We start from the raw sequence: 25908 nt of genomic DNA, 5'->3' as shown, positions 1-25908 counted from the left end.
AGTCAGGCCAGGCGCCGGAACACCGGCTTCACCGGGCGTCCGCCCAGCCACGGCGTGGGGTCGCCCGCGTCCAGCGCCTTCCGGTACACCGCGCACGCCTGGGCCACGACGTCCACGGTCCGGTCGATGTCGGTGTCGTCCAGCGCGCTGGACACCACGAACGACGGGGCCAGTACGCCGCCCGCGAGGAGCCGGCGCAGGAACAGGGTGCGGTACTCCTGCGACGGCCGCCCCCGCTCGTCGAGGGTGGCGAAGACCAGGTTGCTGGCCCGGCCCCGGACGAGGACGTGGTCGCCGACGCCCATGCCGGCCGCGGCCTCACGGACCCCGGCGGCCAGCCGCTCGCCGAGGGCGTGCAGCCGCGCGGTGACGCCCTCCTCGGTGTAGACGGTCTGCACGGCCATCGCGGCCGCCAGGGAGTGCGTCTCCGCGCCGTGCGTGGTGGACAGCAGGAACACCCGGTCGTGGGAGTCGCGCAGACCGCCGCGTTCCATCAGTTCGCGGCGCCCGGCCAGCGCCGAGACCGCGAAGCCGTTGCCCAGTGCCTTGCCGAAGGTGGAGAGGTCGGGGACGACGCCGTACAGGCCCTGGGCGCCCGCCTCGGACCAGCGGAAGCCGGTGATCATCTCGTCGAAGACCAGGACGCAGCCGTGCCGGTCGGCCAGCGCGCGCAGGCCCGCGAGGTAGCCGGGGGGTGGCTCGGTGTGGGTGGCGGGCTCCAGGATCAGGCAGGCGATCTCGTCCTGGTGGCGGGTGAGCAGGTCCTCCGTGGCGGCCAGGTCGCCGTACGGGAAGCCCACCGTGAGGCCGGTGTCCGGGATTCCGGCGGACATCGGCGTCGTACCGATGAACCAGTCGTCGGTCGAGAAGAACGGGTGGTCCGCGCAGACGGCCACCTTCGGGCGTCCGGTGGCGGCGCGGGCCAGGCGTACCGCGGCGGTGGTGGCGTCGGAGCCGTTCTTCGCGAACTTCACCATCTCGGCGGTCGGCACCGTGGCGAGGAAGCGTTCCGCGGCCTCGACCTCCATGACGGACGGGCGCACGAAGTTGCCGCCGCGGCCGAGTTCGCGGCGTACCGCCTCGGTCACCCGTGGGTGGGCGTGGCCGAGGCTGACCGACCGCAGGCCGGAGCCGTACTCGATGTAGCGGTTGCCGTCGACGTCCCAGACGTGGGCGCCCTTGCCGTGGCTGATGACCGGGGCCAGGTCCTCGGGGTACTGGTCGTCGCCCTTGGCGTAGGTGTGCGCGCCCCCCGGGACCAGCTCGTGCAGCCGCTCGTTCGCCGCCCGGGACCGGGGGAGCGAGAACTCTTCGGTGTTCACGCCGACTTCACCTCTCCAACTGCTTCGGGTCCAGCTGCTTCAGGACCTCGGCGAGGCTCGGTGCCTCCCGGTCCCGCTGGGACATCGACGCGACCGGCAGTGGCCAGGGGACGGCCAGGTCCGGGTCGTCGTGGGCGATGGTCACGTCCTCGGCCGGGTCGTGCGGGCGGTCGATCCGGTACGAGGTGTCCGCCGTCCCGGTCAGCGCCTGGAAGCCGTGCGCGCATCCCGCCGGGATGTACAGGGTCTTCTGTGTCTCGCCGGACAGTTCGAAGAAGGCCCGGCCCAGGTACGTCGGCGAGTCCGGCCGCAGGTCCACGACCACGTCGAAGATCTCCCCGTACGAGCACCGCACCAGCTTGGCCTCGCCCGCGCCGGAGCGCAGGTGCAGGCCGCGCAGGACGCCCCGGACCGAGCGGGAGACGCTGTCCTGGACGAAGGCGTCCGGGTCGAGGCCCACCGAGCGGACCACGTCGGCGTCGAAGGTGCGGCAGAAGAAGCCGCGTTCGTCGGCGTACGGCGTCGGCTCGAACAGGTACGCGCCCGCGATGGCAGGGACTTCGGTCGCCTTCATGACGTCTCCCGCAAGGTGTGGTCGGGCGCCGGGAACAACGCCGCCGTCAGGGCGGTGAACTGGTGCTCCAGGCTCCGGGTGGTGGCCGCGTTCCGCTCGGCCAGGGTCCGCCGCAGCTCCGCCGACCGCTTCTCCAGCTCCCGGAACCGCTCCAGCAGCCGGTCGGCGTCGACCTCGCGGGCCGGGTGGCGGTACGCGCCCAGGCCCATCTCCGTCATCAGCGCGTCGCTCTTGGCGGCGTAGCTGAGCGCGAGCGTCGGGGTGCCCGTCCTCAGCGCGCAGACCAGGTTGTGGTAGCGGGTCGCCACCACGGTGTCGGCCGCCGCCGTCTCCTTCATCAGGTCGGCGAGCGACCCCGCCTCGGCGGCGCTGACCAGCGGCGAGTCCACCGCGTCGAGGATCGCCGCGACCACCGGCGCGTCGCAGGCGTCGCCGGTGAGCAGCCGGACCCGTCTGCCCTCCTCGACCAGCGCCCGGACGAACCGGGTGACCCCGTCGAGGTAGCGGCGGTGGATCTCGTCGGCGCGGGCGCGGTCATCGTTGCCGCCGTGGAAGTCCATGACGCCCACGCAGACCGAACGGGGCTCGGCCGCGGCCGACTTGGGTGCCGGCAGGGCGAACGCCAGGTCCGGGTGGACCGCGTCGCGGGCGGTGTCCACGCCCATCGCCCGCATCGCGTCCCGGGACAGCGAGTCCCGGTACGACCGGTACGCGGCCAGCCGCGCCGACCAGCGCACCAGGGCCCGGGTGGCCCGGTCGCCGATCGGGGCGGCGCCGACCCCGACCAGCGCGACCCGGGTGCCGAGCAGCCGCCCGCTCGCGCAGAGCAGGAACAGCGAGTACGGGAACCCCCACGGCCGCAGCGGCAGCGTGGCCTCCAGGACGCCCATGCCCGGCACGATCACCACGTCGTGCCGCCGCACCCAGGCCGCGGTGCGGAAGACGTCGACGAGCTTGCCCAGGCCCTTGCCCGCGACCGCGCCCGCCCGTGAGGCGGTCCGGTACTCCCCGCGGTACCAGTGCAGCCGTGTCGCGGGGATGCCGTACCGGGCCGTGACGGCCTCGGGGCCGCCGCACAGCGCGTCCACGACCGCCTCCGGGCGCGCGGCGCGCAGGTACCCGAGCACCGCCTCCAGCGAGCCGTCGTTGCCGAGGTTGCCGGAGCCGAGCAGGCCGAACACCCCCACCCGTACGGGAGAGTTCACGTCCGCCTCCCCTCGCGGCCCGCGACGAGGGCGTCCACCGAGACCGTGAGGCGGTCCGGGTCGACCGGGGCGCGGTCCTCGACCCGCTCGCCCGCGCCCGGCCGGACCCTGCTGGTCGCCCACGCGGCCAGGTGCCGGTAGCACTCGCGCCGGTCGGCCGGGGACAGCGGCGCCCGCCGGATGGCCGAGACGAACCCCCACACGTACTCGGCGAGCAGCCGGGGTGTCGGGTGCAGGAGGCCCGCGCGGCGCGGGTCCAGGTTGACGCACCGGGATCGCTTGGAGGGGTTCGCCCGCTCGGCGCGGGTGGGGTGGTCGCGGCGGAAATACAGCAGCTCCGGCACCTGGTGGAAGGGGCCGTGCAGGGTGATCTCGGCGACGAAGGTGCGGTCGGCGTGGTGGTAGCTGTCGTGCGGCTTCACCTTGCGGAGCATGTCGGCCCGCATCACCCCGTAGAAGTCGTCGCCGCCGGGCTCGAACAGCAGGCTGCGGAACCGCTCCGGCGCGTGCGGCGAGTCGGTGGCCAGTGAGTACTCGTAGGGCACCTTCACCTGGCCGTCGCCGTCGATGACCGCCTGGTCGGAGTGGGCGAGGACGATGTCCGGACGCTCGTCCAGCGCCTCCACGCAGCGCCGCAGCAGGTCACGGGCGTACAGGTCGTCGTGCGAGGCCCACTTGAACAGCTCGCCGCGGCACTCGGTGAACACGTGGTTGTGGTTCGGGGCGGCGCCGATGTTCCGGGGCAGCCGGAGGTACCGGATGCGGGAGTCCTTCGCCGCGTACCGGCGGCAGATGTCCTCGGTCCCGTCGGTCGAGGCGTTGTCGGAGATGACCAGCTCGAAGTCCTCGTAGGTCTGCCCGAGCAGGGCGTCGAGCGACTCGGCGAGGTACTCCTCGCCGTTGTAGACGGGCAGGCCGATGCTCAGCCTGGGATGGGCGGTCATGACGTCCTCACTTCGGGGATGGGTTCCGGTTGTGCTCGCGCAGGGCCGACCGCAGGTGCAGCCACCACACGGCCGAGGCGGTGACGGTCGCGGCGGCGACGCCCCAGGCCGAGCCGGTCACGCCGCCCACGGCCGCGCCACCGAGCCCGCCGCCGACATAGCAGGCGGAGGCGAACAGCTGGGCGCGCAGGCTGCGCCGGGCCGCGCCGAGCGCGCGCAGTCCGGCCGCCGCGCCGGTGCCGAGCCCGGCGCCCGCGACCCCGAGCGTGGCCGGGACGATCAGCTCGGAGGCGGAGTTCCAGACGCCGCCCAGCACCAGCTCGCCGAGCCGGTCCGGCACCAGCAGCAGTGCCGCGCCCCACAGCAGCGCGGCGACGGCCTGCCCGCCGCCGAGGAGCAGGCAGAAGGGGCCCAGCCGGTGCGGGGCCCGCCGCAGCACCCGCGCCGCCTCCGCGACGGTGACCAGCGACAGCCCCATCAGCACGGCGAGGAACGGACCGAGCAGCAGCTCGGCGCCCCGGACCGCGCCCACGGCGCCGACCCCGACGATCGCGCCGAGCCCGTACGCGCGCAGCTGGCTCGCGCCGCTCACGCAGGTGTTCTCGACCAGGTACCGGTAGCCGAGGTCACGGTGGTCGCGGACCCAGGCGCGCGCCCCGGCCAGGCGCGGCCGGATGCCGGACTGGACGCAGCCGTACAGTGCGGCCACCGCGGCGGAGGCGCCCCAGGCCAGTACGAACGCCGCCACGCTGCCCACGCGGGCCGCCACCACCATGGCGGGGACGAGCGCGACGCCCCACACCACGTCGTTGACGAACGCCTTGCGGCCGGTGCCGGCGGCGAAGAACGCGTACCGCCAGGCGTCCTGGAGCATCAGCCCCGGCAGCGTCACACCGAGGCAGGCGAACGCGGGCCCCACGTCCCCGCCGACGGCGAGACCGGCCGCCAGGCAGGCCGCGCCGACGGCGGCGCCGACGCCGAGCGCGGTGCCCGAGGACCGGGCCACCGCCCCCCGCCAGAGGTTCTCCGGCACCCCGCTGAAGCGCACCACCAGCGGATCGGTGGCAAGACCCCGGGAGACGCTGAGCACCACGCCGTAGGTCACCCACGCCAGGCTGAACGCGCCGAACGCGGCCAGCCCGAGCGAGCGGGCCACGTAGATCCCCACCGCGAAGTTGGTCATGCTGGAGGCCGCCTGGTCGGCCAGGCCCCAGGACAGGCGGCCGACGACGGCCCGCCGGGCGGACCCGGCCGGGCGCGTCGTGCTCGTCTCCTCGGTGGTCATCGGCGTCATGCCTTGATCAGCCCGGCGGCGCCCAGGGCGTCGGCCGCCGCGGCGACGGTGTCGAACGGCAGCCCGGACCGCTCGGCGACGTCCAGCAGACTGTGCTCGCCGTCGGAGAGGTTCAGCACCCACAGCATCGCCATCTGGGCCTCCTTGGCGTCGCTGCGCCCGCCGAGCGAGTCGTACAGCCCCCGCCTGCCGAGCTGCGGTTCGCCGTAGGGGCTGAGGTTGACGTACCGCCGGTTGCGGTCCAGCACGGCGAACGCCTCACGGCACACGGCGAGCGTGTCGGCCATCGCCTCCGGGGAGACGAAGTCCAGGTCGTCCGCCGAGGTGTGGTACTCGGGGTAGCCCGCGTACGGGGTGCGGGTGAGCGAGCCCACGCCCAGATTGAAACCGGGCGAGCAGAACTGCCGCTCGTCGTACCCGTACGGGGTGAACCCGACGACCCGGTGCGGGCGTTCGGAGACGGTCAGCACATGCTCCAGCACCCGGTCGATCTCCGCGTCCCCGCGCCTGCTCCGCTTGTACGTCAGCTGCCCCGGATCGCCCGCGCAGGCCAGCACCAGACCGTGCCTGACCCGGTCGATCCGCTCCGCGTTGCGGGCCAGCCAGGTGATCGCCCCGATGGTGCCGGGCGCGAACAGGAACCGGTAGGTGTAGTACGGCGTCCGCTCGGCCAGCCAGCGGGCCAGGTACACCGCCACCGCGATCCCGGCGAGGTTGTCGTTGGCCAGCGACGGGTGGCAGACGTGGCAGGAGACGATCACCTCGTCCGGGACCTGCCCGGGGACCACGTGCTCGGCGTAGGTGAGGTGGCCGTCGGCGAGCGTGGAGTCGACGCACACCTCGTACTCGCCGTCCGGCAACGCGTCCAGGGTCTCCTGGGCCAGGCAGAACCCCCATCGCGGCTGGTAGTAGCTGGTGCGGTACGGCACCCAGGTCGGGTGGTCCGGCAGGGTGTGCAGGTGTGCGCGCAGCTCGGCCAGCGGCATGGTCCGCTTCACCGGCACGCTGTAGCCGAGCACGTGCAGGCTGGACGCGGCGAAGTCGACGACGCGGTTGCCGCCGGCGTCGGCGATGTACGCGTCGCGGATGTTCCACTCCTGCGGCACCGTCCAGTCGAGGACCTGCGTCCCCGTCGGCACCTCGTGCACGTCCAGCGGCACGTACTCGCCGACGATGTCCAGGGTGGCCCGCACCCCGTCGCCGGTGATGCTCCGGCACAGCGGGTACAGCCGCTCCACCAGCGCGTGCATCTCCTCGCCGGGCGCGGTCACCGGCGCCACCGCAGGGTGTCGTCGACGGCGCCCGCGTCGGACGCGGCGCGCAGCACCGCGAGCCGGGTGAAACGCTGGTCGAAGTCCTCCTTGGTCAGGCCGTGCTTGCGGTAGGCCTCGGCGAGTTCCAGCGCGCCCCGCTTCACCGACCACTCGCAGTCGAAGCCGGGGATCGCGGCCCGGAACCGGGAGAAGTCCACCCGGTACGAGCGTGGATCGGCGCCGGTCTCCCCGGTGATCACCACCTTCGAGCCGGACACCGCCTCGGCGACCTGCCCGGCGATCTCCGCGACCGTGACGTTGTTGACCTCGCTGCCGATGTTGAACGCCCGGTCGTGCACCGCCTGCCGGGGCGCGACCAGCGCGGCGGCGAAGGCCCGCGCGATGTCGGCGGCGTGCACCAGCGGGCGCCAGGGAGTGCCGTCGGAGAGCACCAGCACCTCGCCGGTGAGCAGCGCGTGGCCCACCAGGTTGTTCAGCACGATGTCGGCGCGCAGCCGGGGCGAATAGCCGAACGCGGTGGCGTTGCGCATGTACACGGGGCTGAAGTCGCCGTCGGACAGCTCGTGCAGGTCGTCCTCCACGCGCACCTTCGACTCCGCGTACGGCGTCACCGGGCGCAGCGGGGCGTCCTCGGCGACCAGTTCGTCGCCGCCCGCGGCGCCGTACACCGAGCACGTCGACGCGTACAGGAAGCGCTCCACCCCGGCGTCGCGGGCGAGGCGGGCCAGCCGTACGGACGCGTGGTGGTTGATGTCGTAGGTGAGTTCCGGCGCCAGCGCGCCCAGCGGGTCGTTGGACAGGGCCGCCAGGTGGATCACGGCGTCCACCCCGGTGAGGTGTTCGGCCGTGACGTCCCGCAGGTCCACCCGGTGGCCCGGCGGGTCGGCGGGCGGCGTGCCCAGCACACAGTCGGCGAACAGGCCCGCGTCCAGGCCGACGACCTCGTGTCCGGCGGCCGTGAGGACCGGGGCCATCACGGTGCCCAGGTAGCCCTGGTGTCCGGTGAGCAGTACGCGCAAGGTTCAGTCCCCCAGGTCGAGCGTGAGTTTGGTGACGGCGAAGGCCTCGGCGTACCGCTCGTGGCATTCGATGCCGCGGATGCGCGCGAGACCGAGGAAGGCCTCCCGGTCGTACCAGGGGCGGTGCCGCTGCGAGGGGTAGTGCTCCTGGAGCAGCCGCACCTTGTCCTCGGCGGTGTCCGGCGTCAGCGGCTGGTAGGCGGCCATCCGGCCGAGGTCGCCGTCCCACTTGACGATCTCGTAGCCGAGGACCAGGTGGTCGCGGAAGGCGGTGGGCACCAGCCGCGCCAGCCCGCGGTGGTCCTGGTGCGCGTCGTCGGTGCGCGGCGCCAGCACCAGGTCCGGGTCGGTCCGCTCCCGCAGCTCCTCGACGGCGGCCTTGGCCTCGTCCCAGTGCACCGGCAGCCGCCCGTCCGGCAGCTTCAGCACGGTCAGCCGAAGATCGGCGCCCGGGCAGAACGCGGCGAGCGCCGCCCGCTCCTCCTGCTCGCGTTCGCCGCCCCCGCCGGACAGCACCAGCGCGTCCACCCGCAGACCGGGCCGCGCCCGGCACAGCGTCAGCAGGGTGCCGCCCGCGCCGATCGCGATGTCGTCGCAGTGCGCGCCCACCGCGGCGATCCGCTCCAGCGGGCCGGTCCTGAGCCGGATCACGCGCCCACCCCCGCGCCGTCCCGCTCCCACACGGCCCACGGACGGTCACCGCGCGCGTAGGAGGCGTCGAGCGCGGCCCGCTCCTTGACGGTGTCGGTCGGCTTCCAGAAGCCGCGGTGCTGGTGCGCCACCAGCCGGCCCCGCTTGGCGAGCTGGGCGCAGCCGTCGGCGACCAGGTCCCCGTTCTCCGGTATGTGGTCGAAGACCTCCTGCCGGAGCACGAAGTAGCCGCCGTTCTCCCACAGCGGCAGCTCGCTCACCGCGGTGATGCCGCCGACCAGGCCGTCCTCGCCCAGCTCCACGCAGTGGAAAGAGGACTGCGGCGGCACCACCATCATCGACGCGCCCGCGTCCCGCCGGGCGAAGTTCTCGATCATCTCCGGCAGCGGGGCGTCGGTGAGCACGTCGGCGTAGTTGGCGAGGAACATCTCGTCGCCGTCCAGGTGGTGCCGTACCCGGCGCAGCCGCTCCCCGATCGGCGACTCGATGCCGGTCTGGGCGAAGGTGATCGTCCAGTCCGAGATGTCGGTGGACAGCAGCTCGGTGCGCCCGCCGCGCAGCACGAAGTCGTTGGACGTCGTCTCCTCGTAGTTGAGGAAGAAGTCCTTGATGTGGTGGGCGCCGTAGCCGAGGCACAGGATGAACTCCGTGTGCCCGAAGTGCGCGTAGTAGCGCATGACGTGCCAGATCAGCGGCCGGGGGCCGACCATCGCCATCGGCTTGGGCACGTCGTCGGCGGTGCCGTTGCGCATCCGCATCCCGTAACCGCCGCAGAACAGGACGACCTTCATGAGTTCACCTCGACAATGCTCAGTTCCGGGATGGGGAAGACGAGTCGGCCGCCCCAGTCGCCCACGTAGGACAACTGCTCGACCAGCTCGGCCCGCAGGTTCCACGGGAGGACGAGCACGTAGTCCGGCCGGTCGGCGGCGATCCGCTCGGGCGGCAGGACCGGGATGCGGGTGCCGGGGGTGAACCGGCCGTGCTTGTACGGGTTGCGGTCGACCGTGTACGGGAGCAGGTCGGGGCGGATGCCGCAGTGGTTGAGCAGGGTGTTGCCCTTGCCGGGGGCGCCGTAGCCGACCACGGTCTCGCCGCGTTCGGCGGCCTCGATGAGGAACTTCAGCAGGTCACGGCGGACCTTGGCGACCCGGGCGGAGAACTCCGTGTACCCGGACAGCTCCTGGAGCCCGGCCGCCTTCTCCCGGTCCAGTACGTCGGCCACCCGGCGGGACGGCTCACCGGCCGCCGCGGCCGGGCGGGCCCACAGCCGGACGGAGCCGCCGTGCGTGGGCAGCAGCTCCACGTCCACCAGCGTGAGTCCGCCGCCGGCCAGCGCCCGGATCGCGGAGGCGACCGTGTAGTACTGGAAGTGCTCGTGGTAGATCGTGTCGTACTGGTTCTCCTCGATCAGCGTCAGCAGGTGCTGCACCTCGATCGAGACCCAGCCGTCGTCGGCGACCAGGGCGCGCAGGCCCCGGGTGAACCCGACCACGTCGGGGATGTGCGCGTACACGTTGTTGGCCACGACCAGGTCCGCCGGGCCGTGCTCGGCGCGCACGGCCGCGCCGGTGTCCGGGCCCAGGAACTCGGTGAGTGTGGGCACGCCCGCGTCGCGGGCCGCGGCGCCGACGTTGACCGAGGGCTCGATGCCCAGGCAGCGGATGCCCCGCTCCACCACGTGCCGCAGCAGGTACCCGTCGTTGCTGGCGACCTCGACCACGAAGGAGTCGGGGCCGAGGTCCAGCCGGGCGGCGGCGTCGGTGACGAACGTGCGCGCGTGCTCCACCCAGGAGGTCGAGTAGGAGGAGAAGTACGCGTACTCCTCGAACGTCTCCTCCGGGGTGATCAGCGGCGGGAGCTGTGCCAGCCAGCAGTCGGTGCAGACCCGCAGGTGCAGTGGGTACGCCGGTTCCGGCCGGTCGAGTTGGTCCGCGGCGAGAAAGCTCTCGCACGGTGGCGTGGCCCCCAGGTCGACGACGCTCTCCAGCGCCGCCGAACCGCAGAGTCGGCATCGTGTCATCTGTGTCCCCCCATTGGTCCATGTCCCCCACTGATCGCGGTGCGGTACTCGTCCACCAGGCGCTCCAGCCCGACGGACGGGCTGAAGTCCTGTTCGTAACGGCGCCGGGCCGCCCCACCCATCTCCCGGTTGCGCGCCGGATCAGCGGTGATCCGGCGCAGGCTGGACGCCAGCGAGGCGGTGTCGCCCGGCTGGTGCAGCAGCCCCGTCGTCCCGTCCTCCACGAGTTCGACGAAGGCTCCGTGACCGGCGGCGACGACCGGCACCCCCGCCGCCATCGCCTCCACGGCCACCAGGCCGAACGCCTCCAGCCACGTCGAGGGAGCCACCACGGCGACCGACCGCGCGATGGTCCGACGGCACTGGTCCGGGTCCAGCAGGCCGACGTAGCGCACGTCGTCCCGGCCCGCCGCCCACGCGGTCACCTCCCCCTGGAGCGGCCCGGTCCCGGCGATCACCAGCGGCACGCCCACCCCGCCGGACGCGGCGACCTCGTCCCAGGCGGCCATCAGCAGCCGTACGCCCTTGGGCTCCGCGAGACGGCCGAGGTACAGCAGGTGTTCCCCGGCGCCGGTGCGGCGGGCCTGCGGGTCCGGCACGAAGTTGTGCTTCACCGCCAGGCGTTCGGACGGCATGCCGGCCCTGACCAGGACGTCCCGCTGCGCCGCCGAGATGCACAGGAACCGCCGCACCCCCGACCACCAGCGCCGCCGGTTGACCGACAGGCTGACCGCGAGCGGCACCGTCGCCAGCCGGGAGCCGCGGTAGCAGCCGTGCCGTACGGCGGGCATCGGCGTCGACCCGACGCACTCGGCGCACGGCCGGCCGTCCCGCTGGAGCGTGCCGGGCGGGCAGACCTGGGTGTAGTTGTGCAGCGTGGCCACGGCGGGCACGCCCACGTCGGCGCAGGCCGCCAGCACCGCGGGCGACAGCAGCGGGAAGACGTTGTGGACGTGCACCACGTCCGGCCGGCCGGCGCGCAGCCGGGCCGCGAGTTCCCTGCGGACGGCCGGGTTCCAGGGCACCAGCAGCGGCACCGTGGCCTTGCCCGGCAGGGAGCGGGCGGCGATGTCGTCGCTGCGCCGCTCGAACACCTCCACCCGGTGACCGCCCTCGCGCAGCAGCGCCACCTCCTGGTCGACGACCTTGTTCTCCCCGCTCGGCTGCGCCGAGGCGTAGCGGTTGTGCACCACGAGGACGTGCATGCTCAGACCACCTCCGTTCTGCGGGCCCAGCGAGGGGCGCGTCGTCGTGGCGTCTCGGGCGCCGGGAGGGGCGGGGCCGGGACGGGCGTGGCCAGCAGCGAGGCCGCGACGGCCAGGTGCAGCAGATACGGGGAGGCGTCACCGAGACCGGCCTCGGTGTACGAGGCGATCCCGCAGTAGCTGATCAGGAAGATCGCGCAGGCCCTCGACAGCGACGGCGGGCGCAGCAGCGCGACGGCGCCCAGCACGAGGACGATCCCCGCCACCAGCGTGACCCCGGTCAGGCCCTGCTCGTGGTAGACGGCCAGCCAGCTGTTGTCGATCGGCAGCCCGCCGAACGACTTGTCGCCCAGGCCCGCGCCGAACAGCCGCTCCGAGGTCGTCCGGGGTGCCGCCAGCAGGGCGTCCCAGACCTTGGCGCGGCCGGTGAGGCTGGTGAAGTACTCCTGGCTCTGCCCGCGCAGGAACCACGCCTGGAGCGCGGAGCCGAACCCGACCGCGGCCACCACGGCGCACACCACCGCCCACACGAAGAACCGGCGGGCGGCGGCGCTGGTCAGGATGAGCGAGCCGATCGCCAGCACCAGCCCGACGAGCAGACCGACCGTGGCCGTGCGGGTGTGGGTGAGCGCCAGCAGCACCACCGCCGGGACGATGACGACCGCCGCGCTCCTCCGGTCGGTCCGGCGGCCCATGACGAGCAGCACGGTGAGTCCGGTGATCACCGCCGCGTACTGCCCGATCTGCGGCGGCGTGAGCGGCCACAGCGCGCCGACCAGCCGCCCGCCGTACAGCTCGGGCATGGCGGCGCCCGGTGAGATGACCAGCCCCGCGGCGACCGACCCGAGGACCACGAAGTACATGCGGATGTGGTGCCGTACGAACGTGGGGCCGCCGTCCCACCAGCGGCTGAGCAGCCACAGCGTGCCGACGAACAGCGCCAGGCGGGCGCAGCGGAACAGCGCGCCGAACCCGGACTCCAGGCCGGCGCTGGAGATCACGCTCGGCACCAGCAGCAGGGTGAGCAGCAGCAGGAAGGCGCTGGCCCGGATGCGCAGCCGGAGGTTGACGGCGAGCGCCAGCGCGAACGCGGCGACCAGCGCGCCCATGGTGACCATCTGGATCAGGGAGCGCGGCAGCGGGACGATGGTCTTCGCCCCCGCGGAGCCGAGGGTGTTGAGGATCAGCAGTCCCCACACCGCTCCGACGATCTTCGGTGTCTGACCGGTGGTCACCTGACCGGTGGTCACCTGGTCGGTGGTCATCTGGCGGGAGGTCATCTCAACCACCGTCCGTCGCGCGGAAGGTGCTGCCCGCGTCCTGCTGGTAGGGCGCGGCCTGCCACTGCCCGGAGTCGAGGACCCGGCTCGGGTCGTGGGCGACGAACTTCCAGGGACCGACGTAGTCGTTGTGGTGCCAGCGGTTGCGCTGCTCGCGGGTGATCGCCTCGGCCACCCGCTCGCCCTGGTACGGCGACCAGTCCGGGTAGGTGCCGTAGTTGGCCAGCACCGCCATCCGGTCGCACCGCACCGTGCAGCCGACGACGGACTTGTCCAGGGCGAAGCGGTTGTGGTGGATCTCCACCCGCTGGGTCTTCCACCGGCAGTCGTCGTACAGGGGCGCGGTGGCGATCTCCGGCTGGGCGCAGCGGTCGGTCTCCCGTACCAGCAACGTGCAGTAGTTCGACGACGTGTTGGCCGGGCTGTTGCAGAACCGGTCGGCGTTCTCCCACAGGGTGATCCCGGACCAGTTGTCCTCCAGCACGTTCCGGTAGATCTCGATCTTGTCGGTGCGGGCCTCGACCCGTGGTTCGCCGCCGGACTCCGACAGGTAGACCGTCGCGAACGGGAAGGTGTCACCGCGGTCGGCGTACCTGCGGCCCTCCACCCAGTTGTTGCGCCGGATGGTGTTCTCGCGGATGACCGCGTTGTAGCTGGTCTCGTAGATCAGCGCGGCACCGTCGTTGTCTTCGAGCACATTGCCCTCGATACGGAAGTCGTTGTTGTTGGTGTCCGCCCACAGCCCGGCCCCGCGGTTGTCGTGCACCCAGTTCCCGCGCACGTCGGCGCCGTCCACGGCCCAGAACTTCACGCCCCCGGTGCAGCCGCAGCCCGGCTCCCGCCGCTCCCAGTCGTCCGTGTTGTTGCCGACGATCTCGTTGCCCTCGACCACCAGACCGGTGAGACGGCCGCCGCCCTTGTAGGCGTTCATGCCGTACTGGCCGTTGCCGCGCAGACAGCTGGCGCGGACCTGCTGGCGGGCCCCGGCCATCAGCCCGGCGCCGGAGTTGTTCTGGATCGTGGCGTGCTCGATCACCCACCCGTCGGCCGAGTCGTGGTTGACCACGCCCTCGTTGTGCGGCGCGACGAACCCCTGCACCGTCAGATGGCGGATGGTGACACCGTCGGCGGTGCCGCCGAACGCGTACTGGTTGGTCCCGCGGCCGTCGAGCACCGCGCCCGGCGCCCCGACGTAGGTGTTGCCCTCCTTCGGGACGACCTGGGCGTAGCGGTCCGCGTCGAGCCGGTGCTTGCCCGGCCGCAGCCAGAACGTGGTGTTCGGAGGGCTCTTCTTGGTCTTCTCGGCCAGGTCACCGGCGACCTTGGGGTCGACCGTCACCGCACCCGGCGGCGCCTTCGCCGGTCCGGGCTCGGGATCGGCGCACACCCGCGCCACGGACGTGGTCGGCGCGGGGGTCGGCTCCGGCCGCGCGACCGGCGTGTCCTCGCACCCGGTCACCGCCAGCAGGGCCAGCGCCAGCGTCACCGCCGGCCACGCCCCGTGCCGCCACTTGATCCCCACGCGTCCTCCCTAGCCGCGGAATCCCAGTACGGTGGTGAACTCCTCCGTACCGTCGGCGAAGCCGGTGCCGACCAGCGTGGTGGAGGGTTCCTTGCGCCCGAAGCCGGGGGAGTACCAGCCCAGCGGCGGTTCGCTCTCCCCGCGGTGCGCGGCCCACGACAGCTGTCCGGGCAGGTCGAGCACGGCCGAGCGGTCCTCGCCGTCCCGGTTCCAGGCGAGCAGCGCCCGGCTCCCGTCCAGGTCCGCGGTGATCGCGGGGCCGAGGTGGAACGCCAGCCGCACGGACCGGCGCGGGCCGCCGCGCACCTCGTCGACCACCCGCAACTCCCGCGTCGCGGCCGTCAGTTCCACCCGGCGGCGGTGCACGGAGGGCCGGTAACCGTCGTGCTCGGCGCACCAGCGGCCCACCCCCGCCCGGGAGGTGTCCGCGACCAGGACACGGCTCCTGGCGTGCCTGGTCCACAGGAACGGGCCGCCGGAGACCGACTGGTCGGCGCCGTCCAGTTGGAGCGTGTTGTGGCCGAGGGTCGACCGGAAGTACCGCCGCCACTCGGGCTGCCCGTGGTAGCAGTACGTCCCCGGGTCGGCGAGCACGTCGACCCCGTCGTGCCTGACCTCCAGCGACAGGGCGTCCGCGTGGGCGTGCGCGGCGATGGACAGGAACCCGTGCGGGCCGCCGTCGCAGCGGCACCAGATCTCCTCCGGCCCCCGCAGGATGGTCAGCCCCGCGTCGGCGAAGTGGTCCGGCCGGGTCGCCGGGCGGGCCGCGGCCGGTCCGGTGGGCCGGATCAGCGCCGCCAGCAGCGGGGTGCGCACATCGGTGCCGGTGACCTCCGGCCACCAGGGGAGCCGCCCGAACAGGGCGTCCCCGGTGGCCAGCAGCGAGGCCCAGCGGTCGGTGCCCGCGCCGTCCACGACCAGACCGTGCCCGTCGTCCGCGTCGCCCTGGCGCGGTGGGCGCAGCCGGTTGTCCACGACGGCAGCGAGCGCGTCCGTCATCCGCAGCAGCGTCCGCCGCACCGGCTCCGGGACCGGCACCCCGGCGGCGTCCGCCTCGGCGAGGGCGGCCAGCCCCAGCTCCAGCACCAGGCCGTGGTACTCGGTGGCCAGCTCGCGGTTGAGACCGGAGCCGAAGGTGTTGGCCCGCAGCTGCCGCTCCAGCGACCGCAGCGCCTCGGCCCGCCAGCGCGCCGAGGCGGGGAACCAGTCGAACGCGCAGGACGCGGCGAACTGCCCGGCCGTCTCGGCGATGACGTGGTTGTTCGCCGAGGACCCCCGGCTCGGGAACGCGGCCAGCCAGCGCTGGTGGTACCAGATCTGCCGGTGCGCCACCGGGTTCTCCTCGAACAGCCCGGCCGCTTCCGGCCAGCCGTCGAGCAGCCGCCGTACCCACACCCAGGACAGCAGCCGGATGCCCAGCTCGATGCCGCTCGTCCAGTGCACCCCGCGCAGCGGCGCGTTGAGGGTCCACCACGACCGCAGGTGGTCGGCGACCCGCTCGGCGTACCGCTCGTTCCCGGTGACCGCGTAGGCGGCGGCGAGGACGGTGAGGTACTGGTGCCGGGACGGCTCCCAGATCTGCTTGATGTCCCCGACCGCCTCCTCGTTCCGGTACGGCACGTCGAAGGCGTAACCCCACGGCGCCCGGCGCCCGGTCTTCGGGTCGAAGCACCAGTCCGGGTCGACCAGGTCGTCACGGACCACCCCGAAGAACTCGGCGTGCCCGCCCATCAGCCGGTCCGCCTCGGCGACCAGGCGCTTCACGGCGTCCGGCGGCACGGCGGCGAGCGTCCCCGCGGGCAGTACGGCGGTGAAGCGGGCGCCGGTCACGGCCGGGGCCTCCGGCCGCGCCGAGCGCCACCGCCTTCGGCGTACCGTGTCGGCCACCCGGCCGCCGACCTCCCGCGGCCCCATCCGGGACAGCCGCCGCAGGTACCACCCGGGACTTCCCGACATCACGGTCATCGCGCGCCCGCCAGCGTCACCGGCGCCCCGCCGGCCAGGCTGGTCCGCACCGCGAGGGTCGCCGCCGTGGTCGCGGCCAACGACTGGAGGGGTACCGGCATCGGCCCGCCGGTGCGCACCGCGGCGAGGAACGCGTCCAGCTCGGCGCGCTGCCCCTTGTCCCGGGCCTTCGGCAGCCGTGAACTGACCCACCGCTTGCGGCCGTAGACCGAGGCGCGGACGAAGTCGTCGAGCCGCAGCGCACGGCCGTCCGCCACCAGGTCCAGGGTCTCCTTGGGGAAGGCGGACGGGCCGCTGGTGACATAGCTGAGGGTGGCGGTGGACCGGTCCGGGTAGCGCAGGACGACCTGGAGGTCCTCGTCGCCGGGCGTGGTGAGCGCGTACACCGAGACCGGGTCGGCGCCCAGGAGCCAGCCCGCCGTGTCGATGAAGTGGCCTCCCTCGCCGGTGAACCGGGAGCCCTCGGTGTCCTGCCGCAGGTACCAGCTGCCGTGGTCGAGGCGGCCCGCGTTGACCAGGTAGCGCAGGCTCGCCGGTCCGGTGCGGGCGCCGAAGCGCTTCCTGGCCTCGCGCAGCAGCGGCGCGAACCGGCGGTTGAAGCCCACCTGGAGCCGGTCGTTGCCGGACTCCTCCACCACCGCGAGCACCTCGGACAGCTCGTCCTCGGTGAGCGCCAGCGGCTTCTCCACGAACACCGTCTTGCCCGCCAGCAGCGCCTTCTTGGTCAGCTCGGCGTGCGAGCTGTGCCGGGTGACCACGAACACCGCGTCGACGGAGTCGTCACCGAGGACGGTGTCGAGGTCCGTGGTGGCCCGCGCGAAGCCGAACTTGCGCTGGGCGTTGGCCCCGGACAGCGCCGTCGTGGTGACGACCGTGGACAGCTCGACGCCCTCGCGCCGCGCCAGGTGCGGCAGCAGCATCGACGTCGCGTAGTTGCCCGCGCCGACGAACGCCAGCCGCACCGACGCCTTGGCGGTCCGGGCCGGGGCCGTCCGCACGGTCGCCGTGGGCACGGTCACCTCCGGGGCCGGTGCCGCCTCCGCCGTGTGCTCCGGGTAGCGGAACAGCACCGCCACGGCCTTCAGGTCGCCGTCCTTCAGGCGCCGGTAGGTCTCCACCGCGTCGTCGAAGTCGGCGACATGGGAGACCAGCGGCTCCACGTCGACGCGGCCCCGGGCGACGAGGTCCAGGAAGCAGGCCAGGTTGCGGCGCTCGGTCCAGCGCACATAGCCGATCGGGTAGTCCCGCCCCTGAAGCTCGTACTCCGGGTCGTAGCGCCCGGGGCCGTAACTGCGGGAGAACCGGACGTCCAGCTCCTTCTCGTAGTACGCGTTCCACGGCAGGTCCAGACGGCACTTGCCGATGTCGACGACCCGGCCCCGGTCCCGGCTCAGCTGCGCCGCCAGCTCCACGGGCTGGTTGCTGCCGCCACCGGCGGCCAGGTACACCTGGTCCACACCGTGCCCGCCGGTGAGTTCGGCGACCGCGTTCACCACCGTGGTGGAGCCGGGATCGCCGCAGGTCACGGCGCCCAGCCGCGCGGCGAGTTCACAGCGCCCCGGGTCGGGGTCCGCCCCGACGACGCGGACCCCCGAGGCGGTCAGCAACTGCACCACCAGCTGCCCGATCAGCCCCAGCCCGATGACCAGCGCCACCTCACCGAGCTGCGGCTCGCCCTGGCGGACGCCCTGCAACGCGATCGAGCCGACGGTGCCGAAGGCCGCGTGCCGCGCCGCGAGGCCGTCCGGGACCGGGGTGTAGAGGTTCCTCGGCACCCAGTTCAGCTCGGCGTGCAGCGCGTGCTCGTTGCCCGCGCAGGCCACGAGGTCGCCGGCCTTCACATCGTCGATCCCGGGCCCGACCTGCTCGACCACCCCGCACAGCGAGTAGCCGAGCGGTGTGTACGAGTCCAGCTTGCCCATCACCTTGCGGTAGGTGGCGGGCAGCCCGTTGGTGGCCACGCTCTGCATCACCTTGGCCACCTGGTCCGGGCGGGAGCGGGCCTTGCCCAGCATCGACATCCCGGCCTCGGACACCTTCATGACCTCGGTCCCCGTGGAGATCAGCGAGTAGGCCGTCCTGACCAGCACACCGCCCGGCTTGCACCCCGGCACCGGCACGTCGAGCAGCGCCAGCTCGCCGCTCTTGTAGTTCTGCACAACCTGTTTCACCGAAGTCCCCTGTATGTAAGCGGTGTTCCCGCGCGGCGTGGCTAAGCGGCCAGATGAGAGCCGTGGCCGGACCCTGAGGTCGCGCCGCGATACCAGTACTCGAGAGTCAGCACGTGCCAGAGATGCTTGGAGAAGTCCCGCTGCCCGGCGGCGTCCTCGGCGACCAGCCGCTGGAGCGCCTCGCGGCGCAGCAACCCGGACCGCACCAGCACCCCGTCGTTGACGACCTCACGCACCAGCGGCGCCAGGTCCCGGCTCATCCAGGCCCGCAGCGGGGCGCTGAACAGGCCCTTGGGCCGGTACACGATCTCCCGCGGCAAGACGGAGGTGGCCGCCTCCTTGAGCACGGCCTTGCCCTGCCGCCCGACGATCTTGCGGTCACCGGGCACCGCGAACGCCGCCTTCACCACCTCGACGTCCACGTACGGCACCCGCACCTCCGTCGACGCGGCCATGCTCGACCGGTCCGTGTACGTCAGGTTCAGACCCGGCAGGAACATCCGCGCGTCGGCCAGGCACATGCGGTTGACGAAGTCGTCGAGGTCGTTGTCCCGGTACACGTCCGCGTGCTCGGTCAGCACGTCCTCGACCGTCCCCGCCAGATCCGGGTCCAGCAGGGCCAGCAGCTCCTGACGGTCGTACATGGTGTAACTGCGCCGGAACGCCGTCTCCTCCGGCAGCTCGGCGAAGGACAGGAACCGCTTGGCGAACCGCACCGACCGGTACCCGCGGCGGGCCGTCGCCACCGGCAGCCGGCCGACGGCCGCGGACACACCGCGCCGCAGGGGCCGCGGCACCCGCTGGTAGCGCAGCGCGATCAGGTTGGCCAGGTGCTTGCGGTAGCCGGCGAACAACTCGTCCGCGCCCATCCCCGACAGCATCACCTTCACCCCGGCCTCCCGGGCGGCCGAGCAGATCAGGAAGGTGTTGATGGCGGCCGGGTCACCGATCGGCTCGTCCAGGTGGTACGTCATCTCCGGCAGCAGGTCGAGCACGTTCGGGGCGATCTCGATCTCGTGCAGGTCGACACCGAACCGCTCGGCCACCTGCCGGGCGTAGCGCAGGTCGTCCGGCATCGCCTCGAACCGGGCGTCCTCGGCGCGGAACCCGATCGTGTAGGCGGAGATGCCGGGCCGGTCGCGGGCCGCCAGCGCGGTCAGATAGCTGGAGTCCAGACCACCCGAGAGGAACGTCGCCACGGGCACGTCGGAGAGCAGGTGGCGCCGGGTCGACTCCTCGATCACGGCGGCCAGGTCCGGCTGCTCACCGGCGCGGGCCTCGGCGGCGACGTCCCGGAGGTTCCAGTACCGCCCGCGCTCCACCCGCCCGTCGGGCCGGAACCGCATCCAGCTCCCCGGCGGCAGCTTCTCCGCCTCCCGGAACGCACAGCGCGAGTCCGGCACCCAGTAGTACAGCAGCGAGGCCACCAGCGCCCCGTGGTCCACCTCCAGGGACCCGCCGCTCACGGCGGCGAGCGCCTTCAGCTCCGAGGCGAACACCAGACCGCCGCCGCGCCGCAGCAGGAACAGCGGCTTGATGCCGAGCTGGTCACGGGCGAGCACCAGCTCACCGGTGCGCTCGTCGAAGACCCCGAACGCGAACATGCCGCGCAGCCGGGGCAGACAGTCCGTGCCCCAGCGCCGCCACGCCTCCAGCAGCACCTCGGTGTCGGAGGTGCCGCGGAAGCGCACCCCGGCCGCGGCCAGCTCGGCGCGCAGCTCGGGCGCGTTGTACAGCTCCCCGTTGTACGTCAGGACGAGGCCGTCGGAGACCATCGGCTGGGCGCCGGTCTCGGACAGGTCGATGATGGCCAGCCGACGGTGCCCGAGGTGCACCTCGCCGTCACCCGCGGGATGGCTGTACTGGCCCGTCCCGTCCGGACCGCGGTGGGCGAGGACGCCGGTGAGCCGGTCGGTCACCGCCTTGCCGTCCGGCCACCGGTATGTGCCTGCGATGCCACACATGTGCTAGCGCGCCTCCTGGTCGCTGTCCGGGACCCGCGCGGCCGGCTTCGGCAGCCGCTCCGTCCGCAGCCGCCCCGTTCCGTTCTGCAGCGCCAGCCACTCCTGATGGCCGCGCAGCGCGGTGTGCAGCCCGTCCCACAGCGTGCCGTCGGTGCGGTCCCGCGGGTCGGGGTCGATCAGCACCACGCCGATCACCGGAACGCGCAGGTCCGCGAGTTGCCGGGCCACCGTGTGCAGCCACGCGGCGCTGCCGTGACCGGCACGCACCACCAGTACCGTCCGGGTGCCGAGGTACTGGAGGTCGGTCCACGCCGTGCCCGGCGCCACCGAGCCGACGCCGATCCGGCGTTCCCGCGGCGGCCCGGCCGGGGCACGCTCGCCCCTGACCACGGCCGGGTCCCCCGGCTTGCGGCGCCGGGCGAGCTGCGAGCCGGGCAGCCCGTCGACGAGCACCACCGGCCCCTCCGGCTCCAGCGCCCTGGCGAGGTCCAGCGCGATCACGCTCGTACCGCGCGCGCTGCCCAGTTCCAGCAGCGACACCGGTTCCGTGGAGCCGCGTACGGTGCGGGCCAGCGTCGCGGTGAGCCGGTCGCGGGCCGCGCGGGTGCGGCGGCGCCGCCAGAGCCCGCCCGGGCGGCGGGGCAGTTCCGCGATCACCGAGGCGCCCAGGTTCGCCGCGATGTCCCGGCGCAGCACCGGGCGGTCCGCGACCACCGTGCCGACCGCGGCCAGCGCGAGCCCGAGGACGAGCCCGAGGACCAGCCCGATCGCCGCGTCGGTGGCGGCGGACCTCGGCAGCGAGTGCTCCACCGCGCGCGGCGCGTCCACGATCTGCGTACCGGCGATGAGCTGGGGGGTGCCGATGCGCGCCTCCGCGGCGCGCTGGTCGAAGTCGGCGATCCGGGAGTCGAGTTCGGCGCGGCGGGCGAACAGCGTCTCCAGGTCCGCCGACGCCGTCGGATCGGTCTCCGGGGCCTGGCCGATCGCCTTGTTGACCTGGGCGAGTTCGTCCCGCATCCGGTCGCGCTGGTCGATCAGCGCGTCGGCCTCGGCGTCCGCGGCCTCCCGCATCCGCTGTACGTGGTCCGCGACGAACGCGTCGGCCAGCGCCTTGGCCCGCGCCACCGCCTCCGCCTCGTCGTCGCCGGTCACACTGATCCGCAGCAGGTTGTTGGTCAGCCCGCGCCCCTCGTACTCCTCCATGAAGTCCTCCCGGCTCTCGGAGGAGTCCAGGGACTTCAGGGCGGCGTCGGCGATCCGGGTGGTGTGCAGCAGCTCGACGTCGGTGCGGATCAGCGTGCCGGTGTCGTTGGGCTGGTCCTCCTTGTGCGCGACCAGCACCGTGGCCACCGCGGTCGGCGGGGGCGGCAGCAGGACCGCCACCGCCACGCCGGCGAGCAGGCCCAGCAGCGCCACGGAGCACCACAGGCGGCGGCGCCTGCGCACCGCCACCACCAGTGCCTGAAGGTCCAGAAGCGGAGCCGGGGCCGACGACTCCGGGGGCGTACTCGTCGTCACCCGGCACCTCCTGTCGCGTTGTTGCCCACCGCGAGAGGCGGTGCCTGGTGCTTTCGCGGGTGGTCGGCGGGCCGTGCCGGACGGCCCAGGACCGTGCCCGCGACGACGATGCCGACGATCTCGTGCCCGGCGTCCGCGCACGCCTCGGCGACACCGCCCAGCTCCACCGCGGTCCAGTTGCCCGCGCTGAGCACGATCAGGGCACCGGACTCGGTGTCGCGGTCCGGCACGACCGGCCGGGTTACCGGGACCTCCAGCGTCCGCAGCAGGGGATCGCCCCCGGCCTCGGTGACGAGCTGCTCGGCGGCCCGGCGGGCGGTCTCGTCGCCGTCCGGTACGACGACCAGCAGCTCCCGGGGAGCGGGCAGCCGGTCCCGCAGACGGGCGCACACCCGCCGGTACCGGATGCGTCTGCTGGCCTCGTCGCCGGACGCCTGCGGCGCCGGTACGTCCCAGCGGCCGTCGAGACCCAGCAGCCGCCGGACCCGGGCCCGCCCACCGCGGGTACGCCGGTGCGCGGGCCGTTCGGCGGGCACGTCGACGGTCCCCAGCAGCGCGGAGCCCAGCGCCGCGACGATCTCCGGATCGGTGCGCAGCCGACGGCTCATCCGGGCGGCGGTGAGGTGGCCGACGACCGCGAGCAGGAAGAACAGCACCGCCCCGGCGACGATGAGCTGCGTCCGGGTCGGCGGTGCCTCGCCGGTCGGCCGGGCCGCCGGGCCCATGACGACCATGTTGGCCTTGTTGGAGGCCAGTTCGGCCTGGTCGAGCTTGTTCATGGCCTCCTGGAGCGCGGTGCGCAGCTGCTCCAGATCGGTGCGGGCCTGCACGCTCTCCACGGTCCGCCCCGGGTCGGCGGCGTTGGCCAGATCGGTGATGCGGCGGCTGGTCTGTACCACCAGCTGGCGCAGCTCCTCGGGCCGCTCCGCCGCCTCCGGGTCGGTCTCGCCGCCCGCGATCCGCGCGGCGAACGCGACGAACTGCTGGGCCACCTGGTCGGAGAGCTGCTGCGCGCGCTCCGGGGACTCGGCCGTACCCGAGATCTTGATGATGTTCCCGTCGGCGGCCTTGGCGTTCACCTGTTCGCGCAGCTCGGTGCCGTCGACCCCGCTCCAGTCGAGCGCGGCGGCCGTGCGGTCGACCACCACCGAACTGGTCGCGATCTCCTGCTGGGTCAGCAGCTCGCGCTCCTCCCACGCCCCCGGCAGCAGCACCGACGCCGACGTGGTGTAGCCCGGCGGGAACAGCACGGAGACGCCGTACCCGACGAGCGCGCCCACCACCGTGACGATGGCGAGGAACCGCCAGCGCCGACGGATGATCCGCCCGATCGTGACCAGGCGTATCGTGTCATCTCTCAACTGCGCGGCCTCCTCCCGAACCGAACCGGGCCGGGCGGCTCCCCGGCACCGGAGCGTGGTCACGGCAGGCGGCGGCGTAGGCGGCGAGCAGCGCGCGCTGGGAGTTCCGCCACGACAGGTGCCCGTTGATCCGTTCCTCGCCGATCTTGCCCATCCGGGCCCGCTTCTCCGGATCGTCCAGCAGCCGCGCGATGAGCCGCGCGAACTCGGTCTCGTCGTTGGCGGGCGCGTAGACGGCCGCCTCACCGGCGGAAACGCGCGCCTCCTTCAGGTCGAAGGAGACGATCGGACGGCCCATCACCATGTACTCGAGGACCTTGTTCATGGTGGACACGTCGTTGAGCGGGTTGTGCGGGTCGGGGGAGAGGCACACGTCCGCGGTGGACAGGTAGCGCACCAGTTCGGCGTCCGGTACGCGTCCCGTGAACCGTACGTGTTCCGAGAGCCCGAGCCGCCGGGACAGCTCCACCATCGCGTCGAAGGTGTCACCGGCGCCGACGAACACCGCGTGCCAGTCGGTGCGGCCCAGCTCGTCGCGGAGCTTGGCGAGCGCCCGCAGCGCGTAGTCGACGCCGTCCTGCGGGCCCATCACACCGAGGTAGCACAGCAGATGGGGCTTGCCCTCCTTCAACTCCGGTTCGGGCGGCACCGGGTGGAACCGGTCGACGTCGGGGGCGCTGCGCACCACGAACACGTCCTGGGGCCGTCGCCCGCCGCGCCGCACGGCGACGTCCCGGTAGCTCTCGTTGGTGGCGAGCACCACGTCGGCGGCCCGGTACGTCCGCCGCTCCAGTGCGCACACGGCGCGGTAGAGCAGGTCCTTGCCGCGGCCGAACCGGGACAGGTACAGCTCGGGCACCAGGTCGTGCTGGTCGAACACGAACCGAGCGCCGCGCCGCTTCAGCCACAGCGCGGGCAGGAACAGCAGGTCGGGCGGGTTGCAGGCGTGCACCACGTCGACCGGGCCGACCCTGCGGGCCAGCCGGAAGGTGTGCCACAGCGCCGATCCGTACTCCCGCAGATAGCCGGACGGTCCTCCGGTGGCCGCGCGCAGCGGGTAGCGGTGTATTCGCACGCCGTCGACCACCGCCTCCGGCTCCGTGTCCCGCTTGGTTCCGCGGGGACAGATGACGTGCACCTCCCAGCCCGCGTCGCGCAGTGTCACGCACTCCTGCCACACCCGCCGGTCGAACGGCACCGACAGGTTCTCCACCAGGACCAGCGCGCGCCGGGTCGCCCCGTCGCCGCCGGTCGTCCTGTCACCAAGCAAGGCCCATGTATCCCGGTTCGGCCCGGCGCGCCTCGGCGTCGGGGAGGCGGACGAGGTCGACGATCACGGGGCCGTCACCGTGGGGGAGGGCCGACAGCACGGCGGGGTCCTTCGTGCCGACCAGGCACACCTCCGCGTGCTCCAGCACCTCGTCGACGGAGTCCGCGAGCAGCTGCGCGAGGTGCGGCAGCCGGGTCTCGATGTACTCGCGGTTCGCGCCGAGCAGCCGGGAGAGGCTCACATTGGCGTCGTAGATCTTCAGGTCGTAACCCTTGCCGAAGAGCCGTTCCGCCAGTTCGACGAGCGGGCTCTCGCGGAGGTCGTCGGTGCCGGGCTTGAAGGACAGCCCGAACAGGCCCGCCCGGCGCTTGCCGGTGCGCTCGACCAGCTCCACCGCGCGCTGGAGGTGGTCGGAGTTGGAGGGCAGCACATGGGAGAGGATCGGTACCGAGACGTCGGCGCGCCGCGCGGCGTGGACCAGACTGCGCAGGTCCTTGGGGAGGCACGAGCCGCCGAAGGCGAAGCCGGGCCGCAGATAGGCCGGGCTGATGTTGAGCTTGCGGTCGGCCAGGAACACGTCCATGACCTGGTGCGAGTCGACCCCGAGGGCCTGGCATATCGCGCCCAGCTCGTTGGCGAAGCCGATCTTGAGGCCGTGGAAGGCGTTGTCCGCGTACTTGATCGCCTCGGCGGTCGGGACCGGCACCCGGAACACCTCGCCGGGCAGGCCGTCGTAGAGCGCGAGGACCGCGTCGCCGCTGGCCGCGTCCAGCTCCCCGACGACCGTCTTGGGCGGGTCGAAGAAGTCCCGCACGCTGGTGCCCTCGCGCAGGAACTCCGGGTTGACCGCGACGCCGACGTCCACCCCGGCGGTGCCGCCGACGGCCTTCTCCAGGATCGGCACCAGCAGGTTCAGACAGGTGCCCGGGAGCATGGTGCTGCGGAAGACGACGGTGTGCCGCCCGCCGCGCCCCTGACGGTCCGCCAGCGCGGCCCCGATCTGCTCGGTGACCCGCTCCAGATACGTCGTGCACAGACTGCCGTTGGGCTCCGACGGTGTGCCCACGCACACCAGCGATATCTCGCTGCCCGCGATCGCCTCACGGACGTCGTCGGTGGCCCTTAAGGCACCGGTCCCCACGACCTCGGCGATCAGCTCGCCGATCCGCTCCTCGACCACCGGGGCCTTGCCGTCGTTGACCAGGTCGACCTTCACCTGGCTGACGTCCACCCCGATGACCTCGTGGCCCATGCTGGCCAGGCAGGCGGCCGATACGCAGCCCACGTAGCCGAGGCCGAAAACGCTGACTCTCATGACTCGTTCCTCCCCCCCAGGCAGGCCCTGA

At 73.1% G+C, this 25908-nt stretch carries 19 protein-coding genes and 1 pseudogene; all 20 read right to left on the bottom strand.

Features of this window, described 5'->3' with window-relative positions; genetic code table 11:
- Window positions 1–2: 2 nt before the first annotated feature.
- The gene (locus tag KBY47_RS11405; RefSeq protein WP_210920922.1) at window positions 3–1322 is read right to left on the bottom strand and encodes a glutamate-1-semialdehyde 2,1-aminomutase; all 1320 of its coding nucleotides are present in this window, start codon (window positions 1320–1322) and stop codon (window positions 3–5) included.
- A 7-nt stretch (window positions 1323–1329) separates the two neighbouring features.
- The gene (locus tag KBY47_RS11400; protein ID WP_210920921.1) at window positions 1330–1896 is read right to left on the bottom strand and encodes a dTDP-4-dehydrorhamnose 3,5-epimerase family protein; all 567 of its coding nucleotides are present in this window, start codon (window positions 1894–1896) and stop codon (window positions 1330–1332) included.
- Window positions 1893–3101, bottom strand: a complete 1209-nt coding sequence (locus KBY47_RS11395) for a polysaccharide pyruvyl transferase family protein (RefSeq protein ID WP_210920920.1) — start codon at window positions 3099–3101, stop codon at window positions 1893–1895. Before KBY47_RS11395 ends, KBY47_RS11400 begins: the two co-directional genes overlap by 4 nt.
- Window positions 3098–4045: a glycosyltransferase family 2 protein gene (locus tag KBY47_RS11390; protein ID WP_210920919.1), complete on the bottom strand. Its 948-nt coding sequence runs from the start codon at window positions 4043–4045 to the stop codon at window positions 3098–3100. The genes KBY47_RS11395 and KBY47_RS11390 overlap by 4 nt, the downstream gene beginning before the upstream one ends.
- A pseudogene (locus KBY47_RS11385) lies at window positions 4042–5339 on the bottom strand (hypothetical protein). The gene KBY47_RS11390 and the pseudogene KBY47_RS11385 overlap by 4 nt, the downstream one beginning before the upstream one ends.
- Window positions 5336–6619 carry a DUF4910 domain-containing protein gene (locus KBY47_RS11380; protein ID WP_308405124.1) on the bottom strand — a complete coding sequence of 428 codons (1284 nt, stop codon included), beginning with the start codon at window positions 6617–6619 and terminating at the stop codon, window positions 5336–5338. The pseudogene KBY47_RS11385 and the gene KBY47_RS11380 overlap by 4 nt, the downstream one beginning before the upstream one ends.
- A complete protein-coding gene (locus tag KBY47_RS11375; protein ID WP_210920917.1) occupies window positions 6607–7632 on the bottom strand; it encodes an NAD(P)-dependent oxidoreductase in 1026 nt (341 codons plus the stop codon). Before KBY47_RS11375 ends, KBY47_RS11380 begins: the two co-directional genes overlap by 13 nt.
- Before the next feature lie 3 nt (window positions 7633–7635).
- Entirely contained in the window at window positions 7636–8283 is a 648-nt protein-coding gene (locus KBY47_RS11370) for a PIG-L deacetylase family protein (protein WP_210920916.1), read from the bottom strand.
- A complete protein-coding gene (locus KBY47_RS11365) occupies window positions 8280–9074 on the bottom strand; it encodes a sugar phosphate nucleotidyltransferase (protein ID WP_210920915.1) in 795 nt (264 codons plus the stop codon). Before KBY47_RS11365 ends, KBY47_RS11370 begins: the two co-directional genes overlap by 4 nt.
- Window positions 9071–10306 (bottom strand): class I SAM-dependent methyltransferase, encoded by a 1236-nt coding sequence (locus tag KBY47_RS11360; RefSeq protein WP_210920914.1) that lies wholly within the window; start codon window positions 10304–10306, stop codon window positions 9071–9073. The genes KBY47_RS11365 and KBY47_RS11360 overlap by 4 nt, the downstream gene beginning before the upstream one ends.
- Window positions 10303–11511 (bottom strand): glycosyltransferase family 4 protein, encoded by a 1209-nt coding sequence (locus KBY47_RS11355; RefSeq protein ID WP_210920913.1) that lies wholly within the window; start codon window positions 11509–11511, stop codon window positions 10303–10305. Before KBY47_RS11355 ends, KBY47_RS11360 begins: the two co-directional genes overlap by 4 nt.
- Window positions 11512–11513: 2 nt before the next feature.
- Window positions 11514–12791: an O-antigen ligase domain-containing protein gene (locus KBY47_RS11350; RefSeq protein ID WP_374103069.1), complete on the bottom strand. Its 1278-nt coding sequence runs from the start codon at window positions 12789–12791 to the stop codon at window positions 11514–11516.
- A 1-nt stretch (window position 12792) separates the two neighbouring features.
- Window positions 12793–14313, bottom strand: coding sequence for a right-handed parallel beta-helix repeat-containing protein (locus tag KBY47_RS11345; protein ID WP_210920912.1), 1521 nt, complete (start codon window positions 14311–14313; stop codon window positions 12793–12795).
- A 9-nt stretch (window positions 14314–14322) separates the two neighbouring features.
- Window positions 14323–16278 carry an alginate lyase family protein gene (locus KBY47_RS11340; RefSeq protein WP_210920911.1) on the bottom strand — a complete coding sequence of 652 codons (1956 nt, stop codon included), beginning with the start codon at window positions 16276–16278 and terminating at the stop codon, window positions 14323–14325.
- Window positions 16275–18449 (bottom strand): bi-domain-containing oxidoreductase, encoded by a 2175-nt coding sequence (locus KBY47_RS11335; protein WP_210920910.1) that lies wholly within the window; start codon window positions 18447–18449, stop codon window positions 16275–16277. Before KBY47_RS11335 ends, KBY47_RS11340 begins: the two co-directional genes overlap by 4 nt.
- A 41-nt stretch (window positions 18450–18490) precedes the next feature.
- Complete coding sequence (asnB, locus tag KBY47_RS11330) at window positions 18491–20413, bottom strand: asparagine synthase (glutamine-hydrolyzing) (protein WP_210920909.1); 1923 nt, start codon at window positions 20411–20413, stop codon at window positions 18491–18493.
- Between the two features lie 3 nt (window positions 20414–20416).
- Entirely contained in the window at window positions 20417–21931 is a 1515-nt protein-coding gene (locus KBY47_RS11325) for a Wzz/FepE/Etk N-terminal domain-containing protein (protein ID WP_210920908.1), read from the bottom strand.
- Window positions 21928–23292 (bottom strand): Wzz/FepE/Etk N-terminal domain-containing protein, encoded by a 1365-nt coding sequence (locus tag KBY47_RS11320; RefSeq protein WP_210920907.1) that lies wholly within the window; start codon window positions 23290–23292, stop codon window positions 21928–21930. Before KBY47_RS11320 ends, KBY47_RS11325 begins: the two co-directional genes overlap by 4 nt.
- Window positions 23282–24562, bottom strand: a complete 1281-nt coding sequence (locus tag KBY47_RS11315) for a glycosyltransferase family 4 protein (RefSeq protein ID WP_210920906.1) — start codon at window positions 24560–24562, stop codon at window positions 23282–23284. The genes KBY47_RS11320 and KBY47_RS11315 overlap by 11 nt, the downstream gene beginning before the upstream one ends.
- Entirely contained in the window at window positions 24552–25877 is a 1326-nt protein-coding gene (locus KBY47_RS11310) for a nucleotide sugar dehydrogenase (RefSeq protein ID WP_210920905.1), read from the bottom strand. Before KBY47_RS11310 ends, KBY47_RS11315 begins: the two co-directional genes overlap by 11 nt.
- Window positions 25878–25908 lie beyond the last annotated feature (31 nt).

This window comes from Streptomyces sp. B93, from assembly GCF_018070565.1.
Classification (GTDB): domain Bacteria; phylum Actinomycetota; class Actinomycetes; order Streptomycetales; family Streptomycetaceae; genus Streptomyces.
The sequence above is the reverse complement of the archived record's forward strand: the minus strand, read 5'-3'. Positions and strand labels throughout refer to the sequence as shown.